20 protein-coding genes and 1 tRNA gene are annotated in these 16860 nt (G+C 62.8%); 15 read left to right on the forward strand and 6 right to left on the reverse strand.

The window, feature by feature from the left end:
• The first annotated feature begins 25 nt into the window (after positions 1 to 25).
• The 8 genes from KIH45_RS01575 to KIH45_RS01610 all read left to right on the forward strand — a co-directional run bounded on the left by KIH45_RS01575 (position 26) and on the right by KIH45_RS01610 (position 4600).
• On the forward strand, positions 26 to 241 hold the full coding sequence (locus KIH45_RS01575) for a YnbE family lipoprotein (protein ID WP_225899577.1): 216 nt from the start codon (positions 26 to 28) through the stop codon (positions 239 to 241).
• Complete coding sequence (locus KIH45_RS01580) at positions 241 to 648, forward strand: YdbL family probable chaperone protein (protein WP_213174242.1); 408 nt, start codon at positions 241 to 243, stop codon at positions 646 to 648. The genes KIH45_RS01575 and KIH45_RS01580 overlap by 1 nt, the downstream gene beginning before the upstream one ends.
• A gap of 208 nt (positions 649 to 856) precedes the next feature.
• On the forward strand, positions 857 to 1174 hold the full coding sequence (locus KIH45_RS01585) for an AtpZ/AtpI family protein (RefSeq protein ID WP_213174243.1): 318 nt from the start codon (positions 857 to 859) through the stop codon (positions 1172 to 1174).
• Positions 1175 to 1247: 73 nt separating this feature from the next.
• A complete protein-coding gene (locus KIH45_RS01590) occupies positions 1248 to 2006 on the forward strand; it encodes a F0F1 ATP synthase subunit A (protein ID WP_225899635.1) in 759 nt (252 codons plus the stop codon).
• A gap of 39 nt (positions 2007 to 2045) precedes the next feature.
• On the forward strand, positions 2046 to 2273 hold the full coding sequence (locus KIH45_RS01595; RefSeq protein WP_066552832.1) for a F0F1 ATP synthase subunit C: 228 nt from the start codon (positions 2046 to 2048) through the stop codon (positions 2271 to 2273).
• 102 nt (positions 2274 to 2375) lie between these two features.
• Entirely contained in the window at positions 2376 to 2861 is a 486-nt protein-coding gene (locus KIH45_RS01600; RefSeq protein ID WP_213174245.1) for a F0F1 ATP synthase subunit B family protein, read from the forward strand.
• Entirely contained in the window at positions 2861 to 3466 is a 606-nt protein-coding gene (locus KIH45_RS01605) for a F0F1 ATP synthase subunit B family protein (RefSeq protein WP_213174246.1), read from the forward strand. Before KIH45_RS01600 ends, KIH45_RS01605 begins: the two co-directional genes overlap by 1 nt.
• A 156-nt stretch (positions 3467 to 3622) precedes the next feature.
• Positions 3623 to 4600, forward strand: coding sequence for a PAS domain-containing protein (locus KIH45_RS01610; RefSeq protein ID WP_213174247.1), 978 nt, complete (start codon positions 3623 to 3625; stop codon positions 4598 to 4600).
• A 6-nt stretch (positions 4601 to 4606) separates the two neighbouring features.
• On the opposite strand, the gene gloB is transcribed toward KIH45_RS01610, so the two are convergent.
• From gloB to aroA, 5 genes are all read right to left on the reverse strand, one after another.
• Positions 4607 to 5365: a hydroxyacylglutathione hydrolase gene (gene gloB, locus KIH45_RS01615; protein ID WP_213174248.1), complete on the reverse strand. Its 759-nt coding sequence runs from the start codon at positions 5363 to 5365 to the stop codon at positions 4607 to 4609.
• Positions 5366 to 5574: 209 nt separating this feature from the next.
• Complete coding sequence (rpsA, locus tag KIH45_RS01620) at positions 5575 to 7281, reverse strand: 30S ribosomal protein S1 (RefSeq protein WP_213174249.1); 1707 nt, start codon at positions 7279 to 7281, stop codon at positions 5575 to 5577.
• Positions 7282 to 7523: 242 nt separating this feature from the next.
• Positions 7524 to 8153, reverse strand: a complete 630-nt coding sequence (locus KIH45_RS01625; protein ID WP_213174250.1) for a (d)CMP kinase — start codon at positions 8151 to 8153, stop codon at positions 7524 to 7526.
• Positions 8150 to 8404 carry a CBU_0592 family membrane protein gene (locus KIH45_RS01630; protein WP_213174251.1) on the reverse strand — a complete coding sequence of 85 codons (255 nt, stop codon included), beginning with the start codon at positions 8402 to 8404 and terminating at the stop codon, positions 8150 to 8152. The genes KIH45_RS01625 and KIH45_RS01630 overlap by 4 nt, the downstream gene beginning before the upstream one ends.
• The gene (gene aroA, locus KIH45_RS01635; protein ID WP_213174252.1) at positions 8401 to 9738 is read right to left on the reverse strand and encodes a 3-phosphoshikimate 1-carboxyvinyltransferase; all 1338 of its coding nucleotides are present in this window, start codon (positions 9736 to 9738) and stop codon (positions 8401 to 8403) included. The genes KIH45_RS01630 and aroA overlap by 4 nt, the downstream gene beginning before the upstream one ends.
• A 175-nt stretch (positions 9739 to 9913) precedes the next feature.
• Here aroA and KIH45_RS01640 point away from each other — a divergent pair, with 175 nt between their 5' ends.
• From KIH45_RS01640 to KIH45_RS01665, 6 genes are all read left to right on the forward strand, one after another.
• The gene (locus KIH45_RS01640; protein WP_213174253.1) at positions 9914 to 10228 is read left to right on the forward strand and encodes an FYDLN acid domain-containing protein; all 315 of its coding nucleotides are present in this window, start codon (positions 9914 to 9916) and stop codon (positions 10226 to 10228) included.
• A 165-nt stretch (positions 10229 to 10393) separates the two neighbouring features.
• A tRNA-Ala gene (locus tag KIH45_RS01645) sits at positions 10394 to 10469 on the forward strand.
• A gap of 63 nt (positions 10470 to 10532) precedes the next feature.
• Positions 10533 to 11366: a non-homologous end joining protein Ku gene (gene ku, locus KIH45_RS01650; protein WP_213174254.1), complete on the forward strand. Its 834-nt coding sequence runs from the start codon at positions 10533 to 10535 to the stop codon at positions 11364 to 11366.
• A complete protein-coding gene (gene ligD / locus KIH45_RS01655; RefSeq protein ID WP_213174255.1) occupies positions 11366 to 13900 on the forward strand; it encodes a DNA ligase D in 2535 nt (844 codons plus the stop codon). Before ku ends, ligD begins: the two co-directional genes overlap by 1 nt.
• A gap of 91 nt (positions 13901 to 13991) precedes the next feature.
• Positions 13992 to 14408 carry an EVE domain-containing protein gene (locus KIH45_RS01660; protein ID WP_144095437.1) on the forward strand — a complete coding sequence of 139 codons (417 nt, stop codon included), beginning with the start codon at positions 13992 to 13994 and terminating at the stop codon, positions 14406 to 14408.
• Positions 14409 to 14610: 202 nt separating this feature from the next.
• The gene (locus KIH45_RS01665) at positions 14611 to 14832 is read left to right on the forward strand and encodes a hypothetical protein (RefSeq protein WP_213174256.1); all 222 of its coding nucleotides are present in this window, start codon (positions 14611 to 14613) and stop codon (positions 14830 to 14832) included.
• A 10-nt stretch (positions 14833 to 14842) separates the two neighbouring features.
• Here KIH45_RS01665 and KIH45_RS01670 read toward each other — a convergent pair whose 3' ends face one another.
• Positions 14843 to 16156 carry an MFS transporter gene (locus tag KIH45_RS01670; protein ID WP_213174257.1) on the reverse strand — a complete coding sequence of 438 codons (1314 nt, stop codon included), beginning with the start codon at positions 16154 to 16156 and terminating at the stop codon, positions 14843 to 14845.
• 113 nt (positions 16157 to 16269) lie between these two features.
• Between KIH45_RS01670 and pgsA the strand changes: the two genes are divergently transcribed.
• Complete coding sequence (pgsA, locus tag KIH45_RS01675; RefSeq protein ID WP_213174258.1) at positions 16270 to 16821, forward strand: CDP-diacylglycerol--glycerol-3-phosphate 3-phosphatidyltransferase; 552 nt, start codon at positions 16270 to 16272, stop codon at positions 16819 to 16821.
• Positions 16822 to 16860 lie beyond the last annotated feature (39 nt).

Here is a 16860-nt window from a genome sequence, read left to right on the forward strand (position 1 = left end):
TGCCGCCGGTGCGAACACGGCCCCGATGGAAATCCAAAGGGGCATCGCGCCGGGCTGGCAACGCCTGATCGCCTGCGGCACGATGGCCGCGGGCCTTTCGGCGTTGGGGGCCTGCGTGAACGTGAATGCCCCGGCAGAGCCGATCGTGATCGAGCTCAACGTGAACATCAAACAGGAAGTGCTCTACCGCCTCGTGGATTCCGCGGAAGAGAACATCGAGGAAAACCCGGAGATTTTCTGATGGCCGCAACCGGCAAGACCATTCGCAATATCGCTACCGCGCTGCTTGCTGCAGGCGCGCTGGCGACTTTCGCAACGCCTGCATTCGCGCAGCGCGACCCGGCCTATGCCGCCGCACGCGCCAATGGCACGATCGGCGAGAAGATGGACGGCTACCTCGGCTTCGTCGGCAGCCCGTCGGGCGATCTGAAAAAGCTGGTCGACGATCTCAACATCCGCCGCAAGGCGAGCTACGCCGACCGCGCGCGTTCGCAGGGCGTCACGATCGAGGAATTCGCCTTTACGCAGGGCTGCCTCCTGATCGCGCGCACCGTTGCCGGAGAGAAGTATCAGGCCCCCGACGGCAGCTGGCAGACCCGCGGCAGCGGTCCGGCCCGCGTCGACCCGCGCTGCCCCGCCGCGGGCTGATTCGCACGGGGGTTTTGCGACCCTCGTTTCCGACCAATTTACGTCAACGCCTGAGAGGGCAGATTCCTGCCCGTTTTGCAGTGCCGCAAAATAGCTGGAATACGACCATTGGGCCATGTTGACTTGAGGAGACCCCTTTCCTAAAGGGTCCGCGCCCTCGACGGGCAGCTTGTCGTGCTTGCCGGGCCTTTCAACGGGAGGAACCAGCATGAACGATGATCAGTCCGATCGGGAACCCATTGGTGAGGATGCTCGCATCGATTCGCTCGAAGCCCGGCTCAAGGCCGCGCGAGAGCGGGAAGATACGCGCATCAAGTCGCAGGTACAGGCTCCCGACGCGAATTATCGCCTGGGGTCCAAGGTGCTGGCGGAACTCATCGGTGGTCTCGCAGGTGGCGCGCTGATCGGTTGGGTTATCGACCGGTTTGCTGGCACGTCGCCCTGGGGTCTGTTGGTGATGCTGTTCCTCGGAATGGTCGTTGCTTTCAGGAACATTATACGAATTTCGAACCGGCGCCCCGACTGACAGTCAGTAAGGGCGCTGTCGTTCATAAGGCGACAGGGAAACACGCGTGGCAACCGAAGCCAAAGTCGACCCGATGCATCAGTTCACGATCCAGCCGATGTTCGGTACGGATCAGCTGGAACTGCTGGGCTATAATATCGCCATCACCAATTCGACGGTGTGGATGGCGATCTCGGCGATCGCGCTGTGGGTCTTCGTGGCCGGCGGCATGAAGCGTCAGCTGGTGCCCGGCCGCTGGCAGATGGCGGTGGAAAGTTTCACCGGCCTGATCGACGACATGCTGGAAGCGAACATCGGCAAGAACGGGCGCAAATACGTGCCCTATATCTTCTCGCTGTTCATGTTCATCCTGTTCGGCAACGTGCTGGGCCTGCTGCCGCTGGGCGTCATCGGTCTTCACCCGTTCACCTTCACCAGCCACTTCACCGTGACCGGCATTCTCGCGATCATCTCGTTCGGCATCGTGCTGATCGTCGGCTTCGCGAAGCACAAGCTGCACTTCTTCTCGCTCTTCGTGCCGCACGGCACGCCCGTTCCGATGATCCCGATCATCTTCGTGGTCGAGATGATCAGCTTCATGGTCCGCCCCTTCAGCCTTGGCCTGCGTCTTTTCGTCGCGATGATGGCCGGGCACGTCCTGCTGGAAGTGCTGTCGAGCTTCGTGATCGGCTCCAGCAACGCAGGCATGCAGTATTTCGCGATCGCCGGTATCCCGAGCTTCCTGCTCATGGTCGGTATCTGCGCGCTCGAAATCCTGGTCGCGGGCATTCAGGCCTACGTCTTCGCTTTGCTTACCAGCGTCTATCTCAACGACGCTGAAAACCTTCACTGATCTGTTCAACACGACAAGTTTTCCAAAGGAGTTTTTACAATGGACGCAGAAGCCGCAAAGCTGCTCGGTGCCGGTCTCGCCGCTCTCGGTGCGGGCCTCGCCTCGCTCGGCGTTGGTAACGTTTTCGCCAAGTTCCTCGAAGGCGCGCTCCGTAATCCGGGTGCTGCCGACGGCCAGCAGGGCCGCCTGTTCATCGGCTTCGCCGCTGCTGAACTTCTCGGCCTGCTCTCGTTCGTCGTCGCGATGATCCTGATCTTCGTCGCCTGATCGAACGTTTTCCTTTCCCGGTCCGTCCGATTGGCGGGCGGGCCGGAAAAGGGATACCTTAGAATTTTAGCTGCTTGATCCCGTAACAGGACGCCATTTGCGATGCCTCAGATAGAACAGTTGGCCGCGACCTACTCCAGTCAGATCTTCTGGCTGCTGCTGATCTTCGGTCTGGTCTTCTTCGTCATCGGCAAGGGCATGGTCCCCAAGGTGATGGACACCGTCTCCTTGCGTGACAAGCAGATCTCGGACGACCTCGCCGCTGCCGAAGCTGCCCGTAACAAGGCCGATGCGGAAGAAGCCGCTTGGCGTGAGCGTGAAAACGCAAACCGCGCAGAGGCCCAGGCCCTTGTCGCCAAGGCCAAGGCCGAGGCTGCTGCCAGCACCGAAAAGAAGCTGGCTGCCGCGCAGACCGGCATCGACGCCAAGTTGGCCGAAGCTGAAGCCCGCATCGCCGATGCCCGTGCTTCGGCTGCCGCCGAGATCGAGGAAGTGGCCAGCGAGGCTGCTGCCGACATCGTGAAGCGTCTTGCCGGTATCGAGGTCTCTGCCGCCGAGGCCCGTCCCGCCGTGAAGGAGGCGATGTGATGAGCACACTGACCGTCGTTCTTGCCGCGGATGGTTCGGCCATGGTCGAGGAAAACCTCGAACACGCCGCTGAACTGCAGGGCATGGAAGAAGCTGGCCACGCCGGTACCGAACACGCCGAACCGGTTGCGTTCGGTTTCATCGGTCCCTTCGCGTGGGTCAGCCTCGCGATGCTGTGCTTCATCGCTATCCTTCTGTGGAAGGGCGTGCCGAAGCTGATCGCAGGCGGGCTCGACAAGAAGATCGCCGAGATCAAGTCGCAGCTCGACGAAGCCAAGGCCCTTCGTGCCGAGGCTGAGGCGCTCCGCAAGGAATATGCCGACAAGATCGCCAACGCCGAAAAGGACGCGGCGTCGATGCTGGAGCATGCCAAGCACGAGGCCGACAACATCGTCGCCAAGGCTGAAAGCGACAGCACTGCAATGGTTGCCCGCCGTCAGAAGATGGCCGAGGAAAAGATTGCAGGTGCCGAACGCGCCGCGATCGACGAACTGCGCGCCAAGGCAGCACGCGCTTCGGCAGCAGGTGCCGCCGCGATCATTGCGCAAAAGCACGACTCGGGTGCGGACAGCGCGCTCGTGGATCAGACGATCGCCAGCCTTTGATCAGCGATCATTGGCAGAAAACAGGCGGGCCTTCGGGTCCGCCTTTTTTTTGCTCGACGCAATTTATCCGCTAGGCGGTGAATCGACATTTTGAGCAGAGGTTGATAAGCCCTCGGATGCGGGGGACGCAGCCTCTGCGCCAATGGGGTCGGTAACGTGAGGGATGTTGTTCGTCTTAAGCGCGCGGGGGTCGATGACCAGGAGCTTGTCTGGGCGATTCTCGATCAGAGTCCGGACTGCATCAAGGTCCTGAGCCTCGATGGCGAGCTTGAGTACATGAATCCCAACGGCCGCCATGCCATGCAAATCGACGATTTCTCGGCCGTGGCGGGGCGCAAGCTTGTGACCTTGTGGCCTGAAGAAAGCCAGATTGCGCTGACCGGGGCGATTACCGAAAGTGCCAAGGGCCGCAAAACCCGTTTCGAAGCATACTGTCCGACCGCCAAGGGCGAAGACCGCTGGTGGGAGGTTCTCGTCAGCCCGATCCGCGATGCGCATGGCTGGCCTTCCCATATCCTGTGCACGTCACGCGATGTCACGCAGTATCGCCGACGCGACGGACGCACCGATGAAGCCGAACTCATTCACAAGGCTTCGAACCAGCTGGCGCTGATCGGCGCGCTGTCGCGCATATCGCTTGGCAACGATCCGCTGGGTCGCGCCCGTTCGGAGCGTCTGATGGAACGCCTCGACCGGCTGAACGTCGCACTGGGCCTGTCAGCAGGTTCTGGCTCGAAGATGCTGGCGCTGTCGGATTTGCTCGACCGGATTCTTGCTGCACCACGCAAGTCAGAGCGTTTCTCCATGTCCAAGGGGCAACGCGGCCAGATTGATGCCGAGACGGCGCGTACGGTCGCCATGGTGCTTGGCGAACTGGAGTCGAACGCCAATGTGTACGGCGCGCTTTCGGGGAAGGGTGGCAAGATCGACCTGCGCATCACCGAAAGCGGTGACGAGGCCGAGTTCATCTGGCGTGAATGGCTGGATACGGCCCCTGCGGGGGACATGGTCCCCGGCACGGGTCTGCGCCTCATCATGCGCATGTCGGCTGCGCTGCCGGGCCCGGCGACGCATACCTGGGATGCGGAGGGCCTGACGGTCACTTTCCGCATTCCGCTCGTACCCGCCGCCTGATCAGTCCTAGAAGCTGTCCTTCGCACTCCTGAGCGCGGCGAAGGTTTGCACCGCATTGCCGCCGCCCCAGCGCGCCTGCATGTCGGGATCGTCTGCACGCAGGAACGGGTTCGTCGCGATTTCGCGGCTGAGGCGGGCAGGGACCGTCGGGATGCCGCGGCTGCGTCGCTCCACGATCTCCTGCGCATAGTCCTGCAAGGCGGCATTTTCGGGGTCTGCGTGCAGGGCAAATCCCGCATTCGCCTCGGTATATTCGTGCGCGCAGTAAAGCAGCGTTTCGTCCGGAAGTTCGCGGATGCGCTTCAGGCTTTGCCAGAATTGTTCCGGATTGCCTTCGAACATGCGTCCACAGCCGAGGGCGAAAATAGAATCACCGACGAACGCGACCCCGGCTTCGGGAAGGTAGTAGGCGATGTGGCCATGCGTATGGCCGCCAACGTCGATCACATAGGCCTCATGATCGCCGAAATGCACGACATTGCCTCCTTCAACCGTCGTATCAATCGCCGCGATCTTTTCCGCGTCGCCAACGGGCGCAGTTACCTTGCAGCCTGTCGCAGCCTTGATCGCCTCGTTCCCGCCGGCGTGGTCGGGGTGCCAGTGCGTGTTCCAGATCTGCGTGATCTGCCAGCCGCGCGCCGCCGCCTCGTGCATGTAGGCTGCCGCGTCGGGCGTATCGATGCACACGGTCTCGTTGCTGTCGGTGTCATGCAGCAGATAGCCATAGTTGTCCGACAGGCAGGGGAACTGGTGGACTTCGATCATCGGGTGCTCCTCTTCCGTACCTCCAGATAGGGACGCGGGAGGCACAAAGCAAAAGGCCCGCCGGCAAAATGCGCGGCGGGCCTTTCGTTTTTACCGGGGCCGGGAAGCCGTCACGGGAGTAAATCCCGTGACGTCAGACGGGCTGCGCCCGCTGGCCGGCCTCGTGGCTGGTCGGCGCAGGCATTCGCCTGCACCGCCGCCATTTCGGCTCAGTTCTTGCCCTTGAGGGCTTCGCCGAGGATGTCGCCGAGCGAAGCGCCCGAGTCCGACGAACCGTACTGTTCGACAGCCTGCTTCTCTTCGGCGATCTGACGCGCCTTGATCGAGAAGTTGGGCTTCTTGGTGCGGTCGAAACCGGTGACCATCGCGTCGACCTTCTGGCCGGTCTGGAAGCGGTCGGGACGCTGTTCGTCACGATCGCGGCCGAGGTCCGAACGCTTGATGAAGCCGGTTGCGCCATCGTCGCCGACTTGGACTTCGAGACCGCCATCGCGGACTTCGAGAACGGTGACGGTGACGACTTCGCCGCGACGCAGGCCCGTGCCGCCCGGAGCCGCGCCGACTGCCGGTGCGCCCTTTTCGAGCTGCTTCATGCCGAGGCTGATGCGTTCCTTGTCGACATCGACGTCGAGAACGACGGCTTCGACTTCTTCACCCTTGCGGTGCAGGGCAAGCGCGTCTTCGCCCGAGATGCCCCATGCGATGTCCGACATGTGAACCATGCCGTCGACGTCGCCCGGAAGGCCGATGAACAGGCCGAATTCGGTCGCGTTCTTGACTTCACCGGTGACGGTCGAGCCGACGGGGTGCTTCTCTGCGAAGTCGTCCCACGGGTTCGACTGGGCCTGCTTGAGGCCGAGCGAGATGCGGCGCTTGTCGGCGTCGACCTCGAGGACCATGACTTCGACTTCCTGCGAGGTCGAGACGATCTTGCCCGGGTGGACGTTCTTCTTGGTCCAGCTCATTTCCGAAACGTGGACGAGGCCTTCGATGCCCGCTTCCAGTTCGACGAATGCGCCGTATTCGGTGATGTTGGTGACGGTGCCCGTCAGCTTCGCGCCGACCGGGTACTTCACGCCAACGCCATCCCACGGATCGCTTTCAAGCTGCTTCATGCCCAGCGAGATGCGCTGCGTGTCCGAGTTGATGCGGACGATCTGGACAGTGACGGTGTCGCCGATGTTCACCACCTCGTTCGGGTGGTTGACGCGCTTGTAGCTCATGTCGGTGACGTGGAGCAGGCCGTCGATGCCGCCGAGGTCGACGAACGCACCGTAGTCGGTGATGTTCTTGACGACGCCGTCGATGACCTGGCCTTCTTCCAGGTTGCCGATGAGTTCGCTGCGCTGTTCGGCGCGGGTTTCTTCAAGGACGGCGCGACGCGAGACAACGATGTTGCCGCGGCGACGGTCCATCTTGAGGATCTGGAACGGCTGCGGAATGCCCATCAGCGGGGCAATGTCGCGGACCGGACGGATGTCGACCTGCGAGCCGGGCAGGAAGGCCACGGCGCCGTCGAGGTCGACGGTGAAGCCGCCCTTCACGCGGCCGAAGATCTGGCCTTCGACGCGCTTGCCTTCGCCGAACTCGTTCTCGAGGCGGTCCCAGGCAGCTTCGCGGCGGGCGCGGTCGCGCGACAGCATCGCTTCGCCGTCGGCGTTTTCGACGCGGTCGACATAGACTTCGACTTCGTCGCCGACCTTCAGGCCGTGCTCTTCACCCTGGCGGGCGAATTCGGCGAGGCGGACGCGGCCTTCGCTCTTCAGACCGACGTCGATGACGGCCTTGTCGTTTTCAATTGCGGTGACGGTGCCCTTGACGACGCGGCCTTCGAAGCCGCCATCGGCCTCGTTACCAAGCATGTCGTCGAGCATTTTCGCGAAATCATCGCGAGTCGGGTTTGCCGAAGTGGCCATTGTTTGGGGTATTCCCGTTTATCGATTTTTCCGGCCAGGCGGTTTTTCCGCCGGTCTTTCCTCCGCCATAAGCACCATTGCCTTGGCGGGCCAAAAGGGCCGAACTGCCGAGGGCGCCGAATGCGGTCCACGGCATCCGTCAAGCCACAAGGGCTTTCGGGACCGCGCGCCGTTACGCCCATCGGGCGCAGAAGGCAAGGTAAAAGGCGGTTTTGCGCGATTATCGCGGTGTCGCTGCGACGTTACCTTTTCGCAGCCAGCGCTTCTTCGACCAGCCGGATCGCTTCGGCGACCGAGGCCTTGGCGTTGAGGTCCGAATTGTCGAGCAGGATCGCATCCGCGGCTTCGACCAGTGGCGCCTCGGCGCGGTTGCGGTCGCGTTCATCACGAGCAGCAAGGTCGGCGCGGATTTCTTCAAGCGTGACTTCGTGGCCGCGCGACAGGCTCTCGGCATAGCGGCGGTCGGCGCGAGCGGCGACGCTGGCGGTGACGAACAATTTCACGTCGGCATCGGGCGCGATCACCGTGCCGATGTCGCGGCCGTCGAGAACCGCGCCGCCGGGCTGCGCGGCAAAGGCGCGCTGGCGTTCGAGCAGCGCGGCACGCACACCCTTGTGGACCGAGACACGGCTGGCCAGCGCGCCGCTGGCTTCGCTGCGGAGGTCGGGATCATCGAGCAGGCTGTCAGGAAACTCGACCGCGCGAACGGCATCGAGTGGATCGTCGGGATTGCCGCTGTTCAGCGCGGTTTGCTTTCCCACGGCGCGATAGAGCAGGCCAGTATCGAGATGCGGCAGGCCGAAATGCGCGGCCAGCGCCTTGGCGATCGTGCCCTTGCCCGATGCGGTCGGTCCGTCGACGGCGATGATCATGCGGTTCTCCGCGCCTTGAGTGCCTTGGCGATGCCCCAGATGGCAATCGCGGCCCAGAACCCTTCGAGCACCATCGAGGGCAGGTTGGGGTGATAGTAGAGTGAAATCGCCAGCAGGATCGCGCCGGTAAGGTTGACGCCGTGCTGCACGAACGGGTTCGGGTCCGCCTTTCCGGTCATGTAGGCATAGGCGAAGATAATGCAGGCCATGCCGACGAAGCCGATCAGGGTCGGGATGTCGAGCGCGGTCATGCCGCCGAAGCCTGCGCCAGAAGCGCCTCGAACGTCGGGAAGCTGGTGGCGATGGGCGAGGTGTCGTCGATCTCCACCCCGTCACGGCTGGCAAGCCCTGCGACCGCCATGCTCATCGCGATGCGGTGGTCGAGGTGCGTGGTCACGCGATCGCCCGAAGTGCCGGGCAGAGGTTCGCCGCCGGTGCCTTCGATGACGAGGCCGTCCTCGCGCTCCTCGATCTTCGCGCCGGCCAGCGTCAGCGCCTCGGCCATCGCGGTCAGGCGATCCGATTCCTTGACGCGCAGTTCGTCGAGCCCCGTCGTGACGGTGCGGCCCTTGGCCAGCGAGGCGGCGACGAAGAGCACGGGGAACTCGTCGATCATCGACGGTGCGACTGCGGGATCGACTTCGATGCCGGAAAGATCGGAGTGACGGACACGAAGGTCGGCAACCGGCTCGCCGCCGACATCGCGGCGGTCCAGTTCTTCGATCGAGCCGCCCATGGCGCGCAGCACGTCGAACAGCGCGGCACGAGTGGGGTTGAGACCGACATTGGCGACGACAAGATCCGATCCCGGCACGAGCAGCGCGGCGACGACGAAGAATGCGGCGGACGAAGGATCGCCCGGCACGATGATGTCTTGCGGTTTCAGCTCTGCCTCGCCGCGGATGTCGATGATTCGCGTGCCGTCGACTTCCTCGACAGTCAGTTCGGCGCCGAATCCGGTCAGCATGCGTTCTGTGTGATCGCGGGTGGCGACCGGTTCGATAACGCGGGTCACGCCAGGCGTGTTGAGCCCTGCCAGAAGCACCGCGCTTTTTACCTGGGCGCTGGCGACGGGCAGGCGGTATTCGATTGCGACGGCAGGGTGCGCGCCGCGCATGGTGAGCGGCAGGCGGCCGCCGGGGCTCGACGTGAAATCGGCACCCATTAGCGAAAGCGGTTCGATCACGCGGCCCATCGGACGCTTTGAAAGACTGGCATCGCCGGTGAAGGTCGCGGTGATGCCGTGGCTTGCGACAAGACCCATCAAGAGCCGCGTGGAAGTGCCGGAATTGCCCATTTCAAGCGCGGTTTCGGGCTGAAGCAGTCCGCCCACGCCAACGCCGTCGATGGTCCATGTGCCATCGTCGCTGCGCACGATCGTCGCACCCATGGCCCGCAGCGCACCGGCCGTGGCCATCACGTCCTCACCTTCCAGCAGGCCCTTTGCCGTCGTGCGGCCGACTGCCAGAGCGCCGAACATGAGCGAACGGTGGCTGATCGACTTGTCGCCCGGAACGGCGATGCGTCCCGTCAGCGGCGCGCCCGGCAGGAAACGGCGCGGGGTAGGGGTATTTGCGTGGCTCATGGCTGTCCGTCGGTCGCGGGTATGGCGGCGGCTTTTGACAGGGGCGCGCCCCTATGGCAAGGCGCGCGCTTCCCGGTGGGGACAGGGCGCTTGAAGCCCCGGCTCCGCCTGCCCAGATTATTGCAGCAATCAAGGCGCCGCCGAAGCGGGGGCGCGGTTTCGAACGAGGATATTCATGGTCAAGCCCGAATGGGGTGCGAAGCACACCTGCCCGAAGTGCGGCACCCGCTTCTACGATCTCGGCAAGGACGATCCGGTTACCTGCATCGAGTGCGGTAACGAGTGGACGCCCGAACCCGTGCTGAAGTCGAAGCAGCCGATTCCCTTCGAGGAACAGAAGGACGAATCGAAGCAGAACGACGACGATCTGGCGGATGACGATCTCGACATCGACGAGGATGACGATTCGCCCGACAACGACGTCGATCTTGGCGGTGACGACGATCTTGGCGTTGCCAAGGCCAAGGACGACGACGACGACGAAACGTGATTGTCTGGCGCGCGGTCGGGCCAGTTGCGCCCGATTGCGCGCCGGCTTTTTCCGGCAGGGCGAATTTTCCTCTTGCCAGCGAAAAAGGCTCTCCCTAAAGAGCCGCTTCCCGACGCGGTCGGGATCGCGATGCCTCCCAGGGCACTCGCAAATCGATGGAAAAATGGGGCCGTAGCTCAGCTGGGAGAGCGCTACAATGGCATTGTAGAGGTCAGGGGTTCGATCCCCCTCGGCTCCACCATCGACCTTCCTTCCGAAACAATTTGACCGCTCGTGCGCTGATGCTTCCGAAAGGAACATTCGTATGGCCGCACGCGCATATTGGCAGGGTCAGATCAGGCTGGCGCTCGTCTCGATTCCGGTGGAGGCCTATGCCGCCACGAAATCGGGCGCGAAGATCAGTTTCAATCAGATCCACGAACCTTCGGGCAAGCGCATCGCCTATGAAAAAGTCGTGCCCGGCATAGGCCCGGTGGACCGCGACGACATCATCAAGGGCTACGAGATTTCCAAGGGCAACTACGTGTTGCTGGATCAGGAGGAGATCGAGGCGGTCAAGATCGAGAGCAAGAAGACGCTGGAACTCGTCCAGTTCGTCGATTCGTGCGAGATCGATCCGCTCTATTTCGAAAAGCCCTATTATGTCGCACCTGCCGACGACTTGGCCGAGGAAGCTTTCGTCGTCCTGCGCGAAGCATTGCGCAAGGCGAAGAAGGTCGGGCTGGGGCAGCTTTCGGTGCGCGGTCGCGAAGTGCTGGTGGCGATCAAGCCGTGCGGCAAAGGGCTGCTGATGGAGACGCTTCGCTATGCCGACGAGGTCCGGCAGGGACAGGCGTTCTTTGCCGATATCGAAGAGAGCAAGCCGAAGAAGGAACTGCTCGACCTTGCCACCACGCTGATCGACCAGCGCAGCGCGCCCTTCGATGCGAGCGAATTTCACGACCGCTATGCCGATGCGCTCAGGAAGCTGATCGACAAGAAGGCGAAATCGAAGTCGGGCAAGAAGATTATCGAGGACGTGGACGAGCCATCGGGCAAGTCGGGCTCCAACGTGATCGACCTGATGGCCGCGCTCAAGCAGTCGGTGGGTGACGAAAAGCCCGCCAAGAAGACGACGAGCCGCCGCAAGAGCGCCTGATGGCTGCGTCCGATCTCCTCAAGGACTACAACGCCAAGCGCGACTTCGCGAAGACGGCGGAGCCCAAGGGCGAACGTGCGGCAAAGCCTGTCGATCCCGACAAGGGCGGGGCGCGCTTCATCGTGCAAAAGCATGATGCGACGAGGCTTCACTGGGACTTGCGGCTGGAGGCGGACGGGGTCCTGAAAAGCTGGGCCGTCACCAAGGGGCCGTCGCCCGATCCCGACATCAAGCGGCTCGCCGTCCGGACAGAGGATCACCCCATGTCCTATGCCGAGTTCGAGGGGGTGATCCCCAAGGACGAATATGGCGGCGGTACGGTGATGCTGTGGGACACGGGCACGTGGCAGCCGATTTCGGGCAAGAGCTGGAAGGACATCGACAAGGGCCACCTGCACTTCATTCTCGACGGTGAGCGGATGAAGGGTGAGTGGCTGCTGATCCGCCTGAAGCCGCGCAAGGGCGAGAAGCGCGAGAACTGGCTGCTACGCAAGCTGCAGGACGAATATGCCGAGGACGGCGACCCGCTGATCGAGCGCGAGTTGACGAGCGTGCTCACCGGCCGCTCGATGGCCGAGATCGCGGCGGACAAGGGCGGTGCCTATTCGCTGGAAGGCAAGAAGGGCGCGGATTTCGCGGCCCAGATGCAGAAGGCGGCCAGCCGGAACGAAAGCAAGGTTAAGCGGCCTGCGAAGAAACGCGGACCGGCCAAGCCGCCGAAGTATCGCAAGCCGCAGCTGGCGACGCTCGTCGATGCGGTGCCTTCGGGCAATAGCTGGATGCACGAGATCAAGTTCGACGGATATCGCGCGATGGTCGCCGTGGCGGGGGACAAGGTCACGGTCTGGACCCGCAACGGCAAGGACTGGACCGACAAGTTTGGCCCGCTGGTCGAGGCGATCGCTGCGCTGGACCTGCCGCCATGCCTGATCGATGGAGAGATCGTCGCGCACGACAAGGACGGCAATCCCGATTTCTCGACCCTGCAGGCGGTGCTGAAACGCGGGCACGGTTCGCAGGGGAAGGACGATGCGTTGGCCTTCCATGCCTTCGACCTAGTCGAACTCGAAGGCGAGGACCTGGCCCCGCGCACCAATATCGAGCGCAAGGAGCGGCTGGAGGCCCTGCTGGCCGATGCCGCCCCGCCGATCCACGTTGCCGACCATGTCATCGGTGCGGGCGAGAAGCTTTATGAAGCGATGTGCGGCGCGGGGCAGGAAGGGATCATTTCGAAGAAAATCGACGCGCCCTATCGCTCATCCCGCACCAAGGCGTGGGTGAAAGTCAAATGCACGAGGCGGCAGGAATTCGTCGTCATCGGCTGGAAGAAGTCGAGCGCCAAGGGCCGCCCGTTCGCCTCGCTGCTGCTGGCGCAGCACGAGGGCGAGGTGCTCGTCTACAAGGGCAATGTCGGCACCGGCTTCACGATGGATGCGATGGACGATCTGGCCGCGAAGATGAAGCGGCTGGAGCGCAAGACGCCGCCTGCCGAAGTCGACAAGGTCAGCGCGCGGGGCGTGACTTGGCTGACCCCGAAGCTGGTCGCCGAGATCGCCTTTGCCGAGTTCACCGCTAACGGCAACGTGCGCCATGCAAGCTACCTCGGCCTGCGCGGGGACAAGGCGGCAAAGGACATCGTGCCCGAACAGGCATCTAGCGCTCCCGATGAAGGCGATACGGTCGAGATCTCCAGCCGCGACCGGGTCGTCTTTCCCGACAGCGGGCAGACCAAGGGCGACCTTGCCGACTATTACGCCGCGATCGCGCCCCTGATGCTGCCCTTTGCGGGTCAGCGGCCCGTAAGCCTGGTGCGCTGTCCTCAGGGTCGGGCGAAGAAGTGTTTCTTCCAGAAGCACGACAGCGGCTCGTTCGGGCCGCACGTCCACCACGTCCCGATTACCGAGAAGGACGGCGGGGCCGAGGACTATCTCTATGTCGAAGACGCGCAGGGCATGCTTGCCTGCGTACAGATGGGGACGATCGAGTTCCACGGCTGGTGCGCGCGGACCGACGATGTCGAAGCGCCGGACAAGCTGGTGTTTGATCTCGACCCTGACGAGGGCTTGGACTTTGCCGACGTGAAGAAAGCCGCGAAAGACATTCACGACCGGCTGGCAGACCTAGGCCTGACGAGCTTTGCCATGCTGTCGGGTGGGAAGGGCGTGCATGTCATCGTGCCGCTGCGCACCGGCCATTCTTGGGAGGCGCACAAGGATTTCGCCCGCCGCTTTGCCGAAGCGCTGTCGCTGGCCGAGCCCGACCGCTTCGTCGCGACGATGAGCAAGGCCAAGCGCAAGGGAAAAATCTTCATCGACTGGCTGCGCAACCAGCGCGGTTCTACCTCGGTCCTGCCCTTTTCGGCCCGTGCGCGCAGCGGTGCGCCGGTCGCGGTGCCGGTGTCATGGCGCGAGCTGGGAGACATGCCCGATGCGCAGCAGTTCTCGATCTCGGATGCGAAGAAGCTGATCGAACGATCCCGCCACAAGGCGCTGCAGGGCTGGGGCTTTGCCGACCAGGCGCTGCCCGACGTCTGACTTGCACAGGTTTGCGCCCCCGCACGGTTGCGCCCCGCGACCTGCTGCCTAGAAGGCACCTAACACGAAATAACCCAAGGAGACCCCCGCGATGGCCAAGCGCTACTGGCTGATGAAATCGGAACCCGACGTCTATTCGTGGGACGATCTCGTCGAGGAAGGCGAAGGCACGTGGGACGGGGTTCGCAACTATCGCGCGCGCAACAACCTTGCCGCGATGAAAAAGGGTGAGAAGGCGTTCTTCTACCACTCTAACAAGGGGCTGGAGATCGTCGGCATCGTCGAGATCAGCGTCGACGGCATCACCGACCCGACGGACGAGACCGGCAAGTGGGCCGCAGTAAAGGTCAAGCCGGTCGAGAAGCTCAAACACCCGGTCACCCTGAAACAGGTGAAGGCCGAGCCTTCGCTGGAAGAGATGGAGCTGGTAAAGCTCATGCGTCTTTCCGTGTCCGAGGTCATGCCGGACGAATGGAAAAAAATTCTGTCGATGTCGAAAAAAGGCTGAGATCTGCGCGGGTCTGCGCAGGCCGCGCATGACAATGGTTAACCCGCCTGTCCCAAGGCGGGGCGACAGGCGCAAGGGCCCTGTTTTTAAGGGGTAAAGGCGAGTAGTTAAAGAAACGTTATCGCCGAAAGGGCGTTCTAATGGGTGAAGCCGCCACGTTGCGGCAAGCCACGAAGGACTAGGACGAAAGACGAACCTGACCATGCAGAACGCCGCCATCCAGATGCCTGCCCGCGCCACGCGCATGAAGTTCCGCCCCGCGATGATCCGCCGGCCGGTCTTCGGTCGCCGCCGGGAAAGCGCGCTGCCGGTGGATGGCGAAGCTGAAGGCGGTCTGCTGTCGAAGTTCTCGTCAAAGGACGTGAAGGACTTCCTGATGGCCTACAGCGCGTGCTTCATCGCCGTCATGTGCATGATCGCCTGATCGCGGCGACTTATTCGGCCAGCGCAGGCTCTGCCAGTTCGGCGCGGTAGAGGATCCATCCCAGCCACGCCGCCCCGATCGACATCGCAGCCGCCAACAGCAACTGGTCAACGATCAGGACACCGCCTTCTGTCAGTCCCATCGCGATGATCGCACCGGCGGCCATCGCACCCGAATTGACGATGTTGTTTGCCGCCACCGTGCGCGCCGTCTGCGACTTGTCGACCACGGTGGTCAGAAAGGCATAGAGCGGCACGACGAACATGCCGCCCGCAATGGCCACGCCCAAGAGGCAAAGCATCAGCGGAATGGCCAGCGGGAGCGTTGCGAACTCCATCACCGTATAGAGCCCGCCTTCATGGGGGACCCATGCCTTGCACACGAGGTGGAAGGCCACGATGAACAGCCCCATGACGACGACCGAGATGGGCGCATAGCGGGCTGAAACCTCGCCCTTCAGGAGCAGGTTGATCGCCATGGACCCGATCGCCACACCGACCGAGAAAATCACCAGGAACAGGCTGGCGACTTCCTTGCCCGCGGAAAGCACGTTCTTGGCCAAGGGCGGGAATTCGATGAACAGCACCGCGCCGATGGTCCAGAAGAAGCTGATCGCCATGATCGCGTAGAACACGCGCTTTTCGTCCATCGTCGCTTTCACGACGCGGATGGAGGAGCGGATGATGTTGTAATCGACCTTCTCATCGACGGCCTGCGCTGGCGCGTCGGGAATCTCGCGCCCTGCGAACCAGCCGATACCGGCCAGGACTAGGATAAGCGCGGCAGCAGCCTCGACCGGAATCCAGCCGGCAAGGATCGTACCTGCAAGGACGGCAAGATAAGTGCCCGCCTCGACGAGGCCGGTGCCCGACAGCACTTCTTCCTTTTTAAGATGCTGCGGCAGGATCGCGTACTTGATCGGCCCGAAAAACGTGGAATGCGCGCCAAGCCCGGTCAGTGCCGCCAGCATCAGCGGGATGGCCAGCGTTTCGACCATGATCCCCTGCCACGCCAGCACAAGACCAGTGGCACCGACGAACATGATGCCGATTTCGGCCAGCTTCACGATCCGGACGATGGCCGCCTTGTCGCGCATGTCGGCAAGTTGGCCCGCCAGCGCGGAGAACAGCACGTAGGGCAAGGTGAACAGGCCCGACGCGATCGCGGAGAACCGCGCTTCTTCGGCAGTCGAGTTGTACACCTGGTACACCACGAACAGGACCATCGCGTTCTTGTAGAGGTTGTCGTTGAACGCGCCCAGCAGCTGGGTGGCGAACAAGGGCGCAAAACGTCTACGCGACAGGAGTTTGGTGGATATCATCATGCCGGGGGAGTTCTGTAGTCCTTAAACGGTACGGCTTCTGGCACAAGTCCCGGATACGCTTTTGCGCGCGGCACTTTCACGCTATGCGCTTCTATCGGACATAGCTTGAGATAATGCTGACACTTCCCAACCTTCTGACGCTGTCGCGCATTTTTGCGGTGCCCCTGCTGGTCTTTTTCCTGTGGTGGCCGGACTGGATCGTGGGCCACTGGCTGGCCTTCGCGCTCTATTGTGTCGCTGGTATTACCGATTTCTTCGACGGAATGCTGGCGCGTGCCAGCGGCAAGGTCAGCCGGCTTGGCATCTTTCTCGATCCGATCGCGGACAAGATCATGGTGGCGGCCACAATCCTCGTGCTTGTCCACACCGGCATCATTCCATCGATCCATGTTCTTGCCGCTCTCGTCATCTTGCTCAGAGAGATAATGGTCTCGGGGCTAAGGGAGTTCCTTGCAGGGGTGCAGGTTTCCGTTCCGGTCTCGCGACTGGCGAAATGGAAGACGACGTTCCAGATGGTCGCGCTGGGCGCGCTGATCCTTTCGGGCGCTCTGCCAAGCCTCGATTTCGTGTACTGGACGGGTATCGGTTCGCTCTGGGCCGCGGCCGTGCTGACGGTGCTGACTGGTTGGGATTACCTGCGCATCGGCCTTCGCCATATGGACTGAGCGGGGCGAAGGCTTCGGAAATGAAAAAAGGGCGGCAGC

It is taken from the genome of Croceicoccus gelatinilyticus, from assembly GCF_018398395.1.
GTDB lineage: Bacteria > Pseudomonadota > Alphaproteobacteria > Sphingomonadales > Sphingomonadaceae > Croceicoccus > Croceicoccus gelatinilyticus.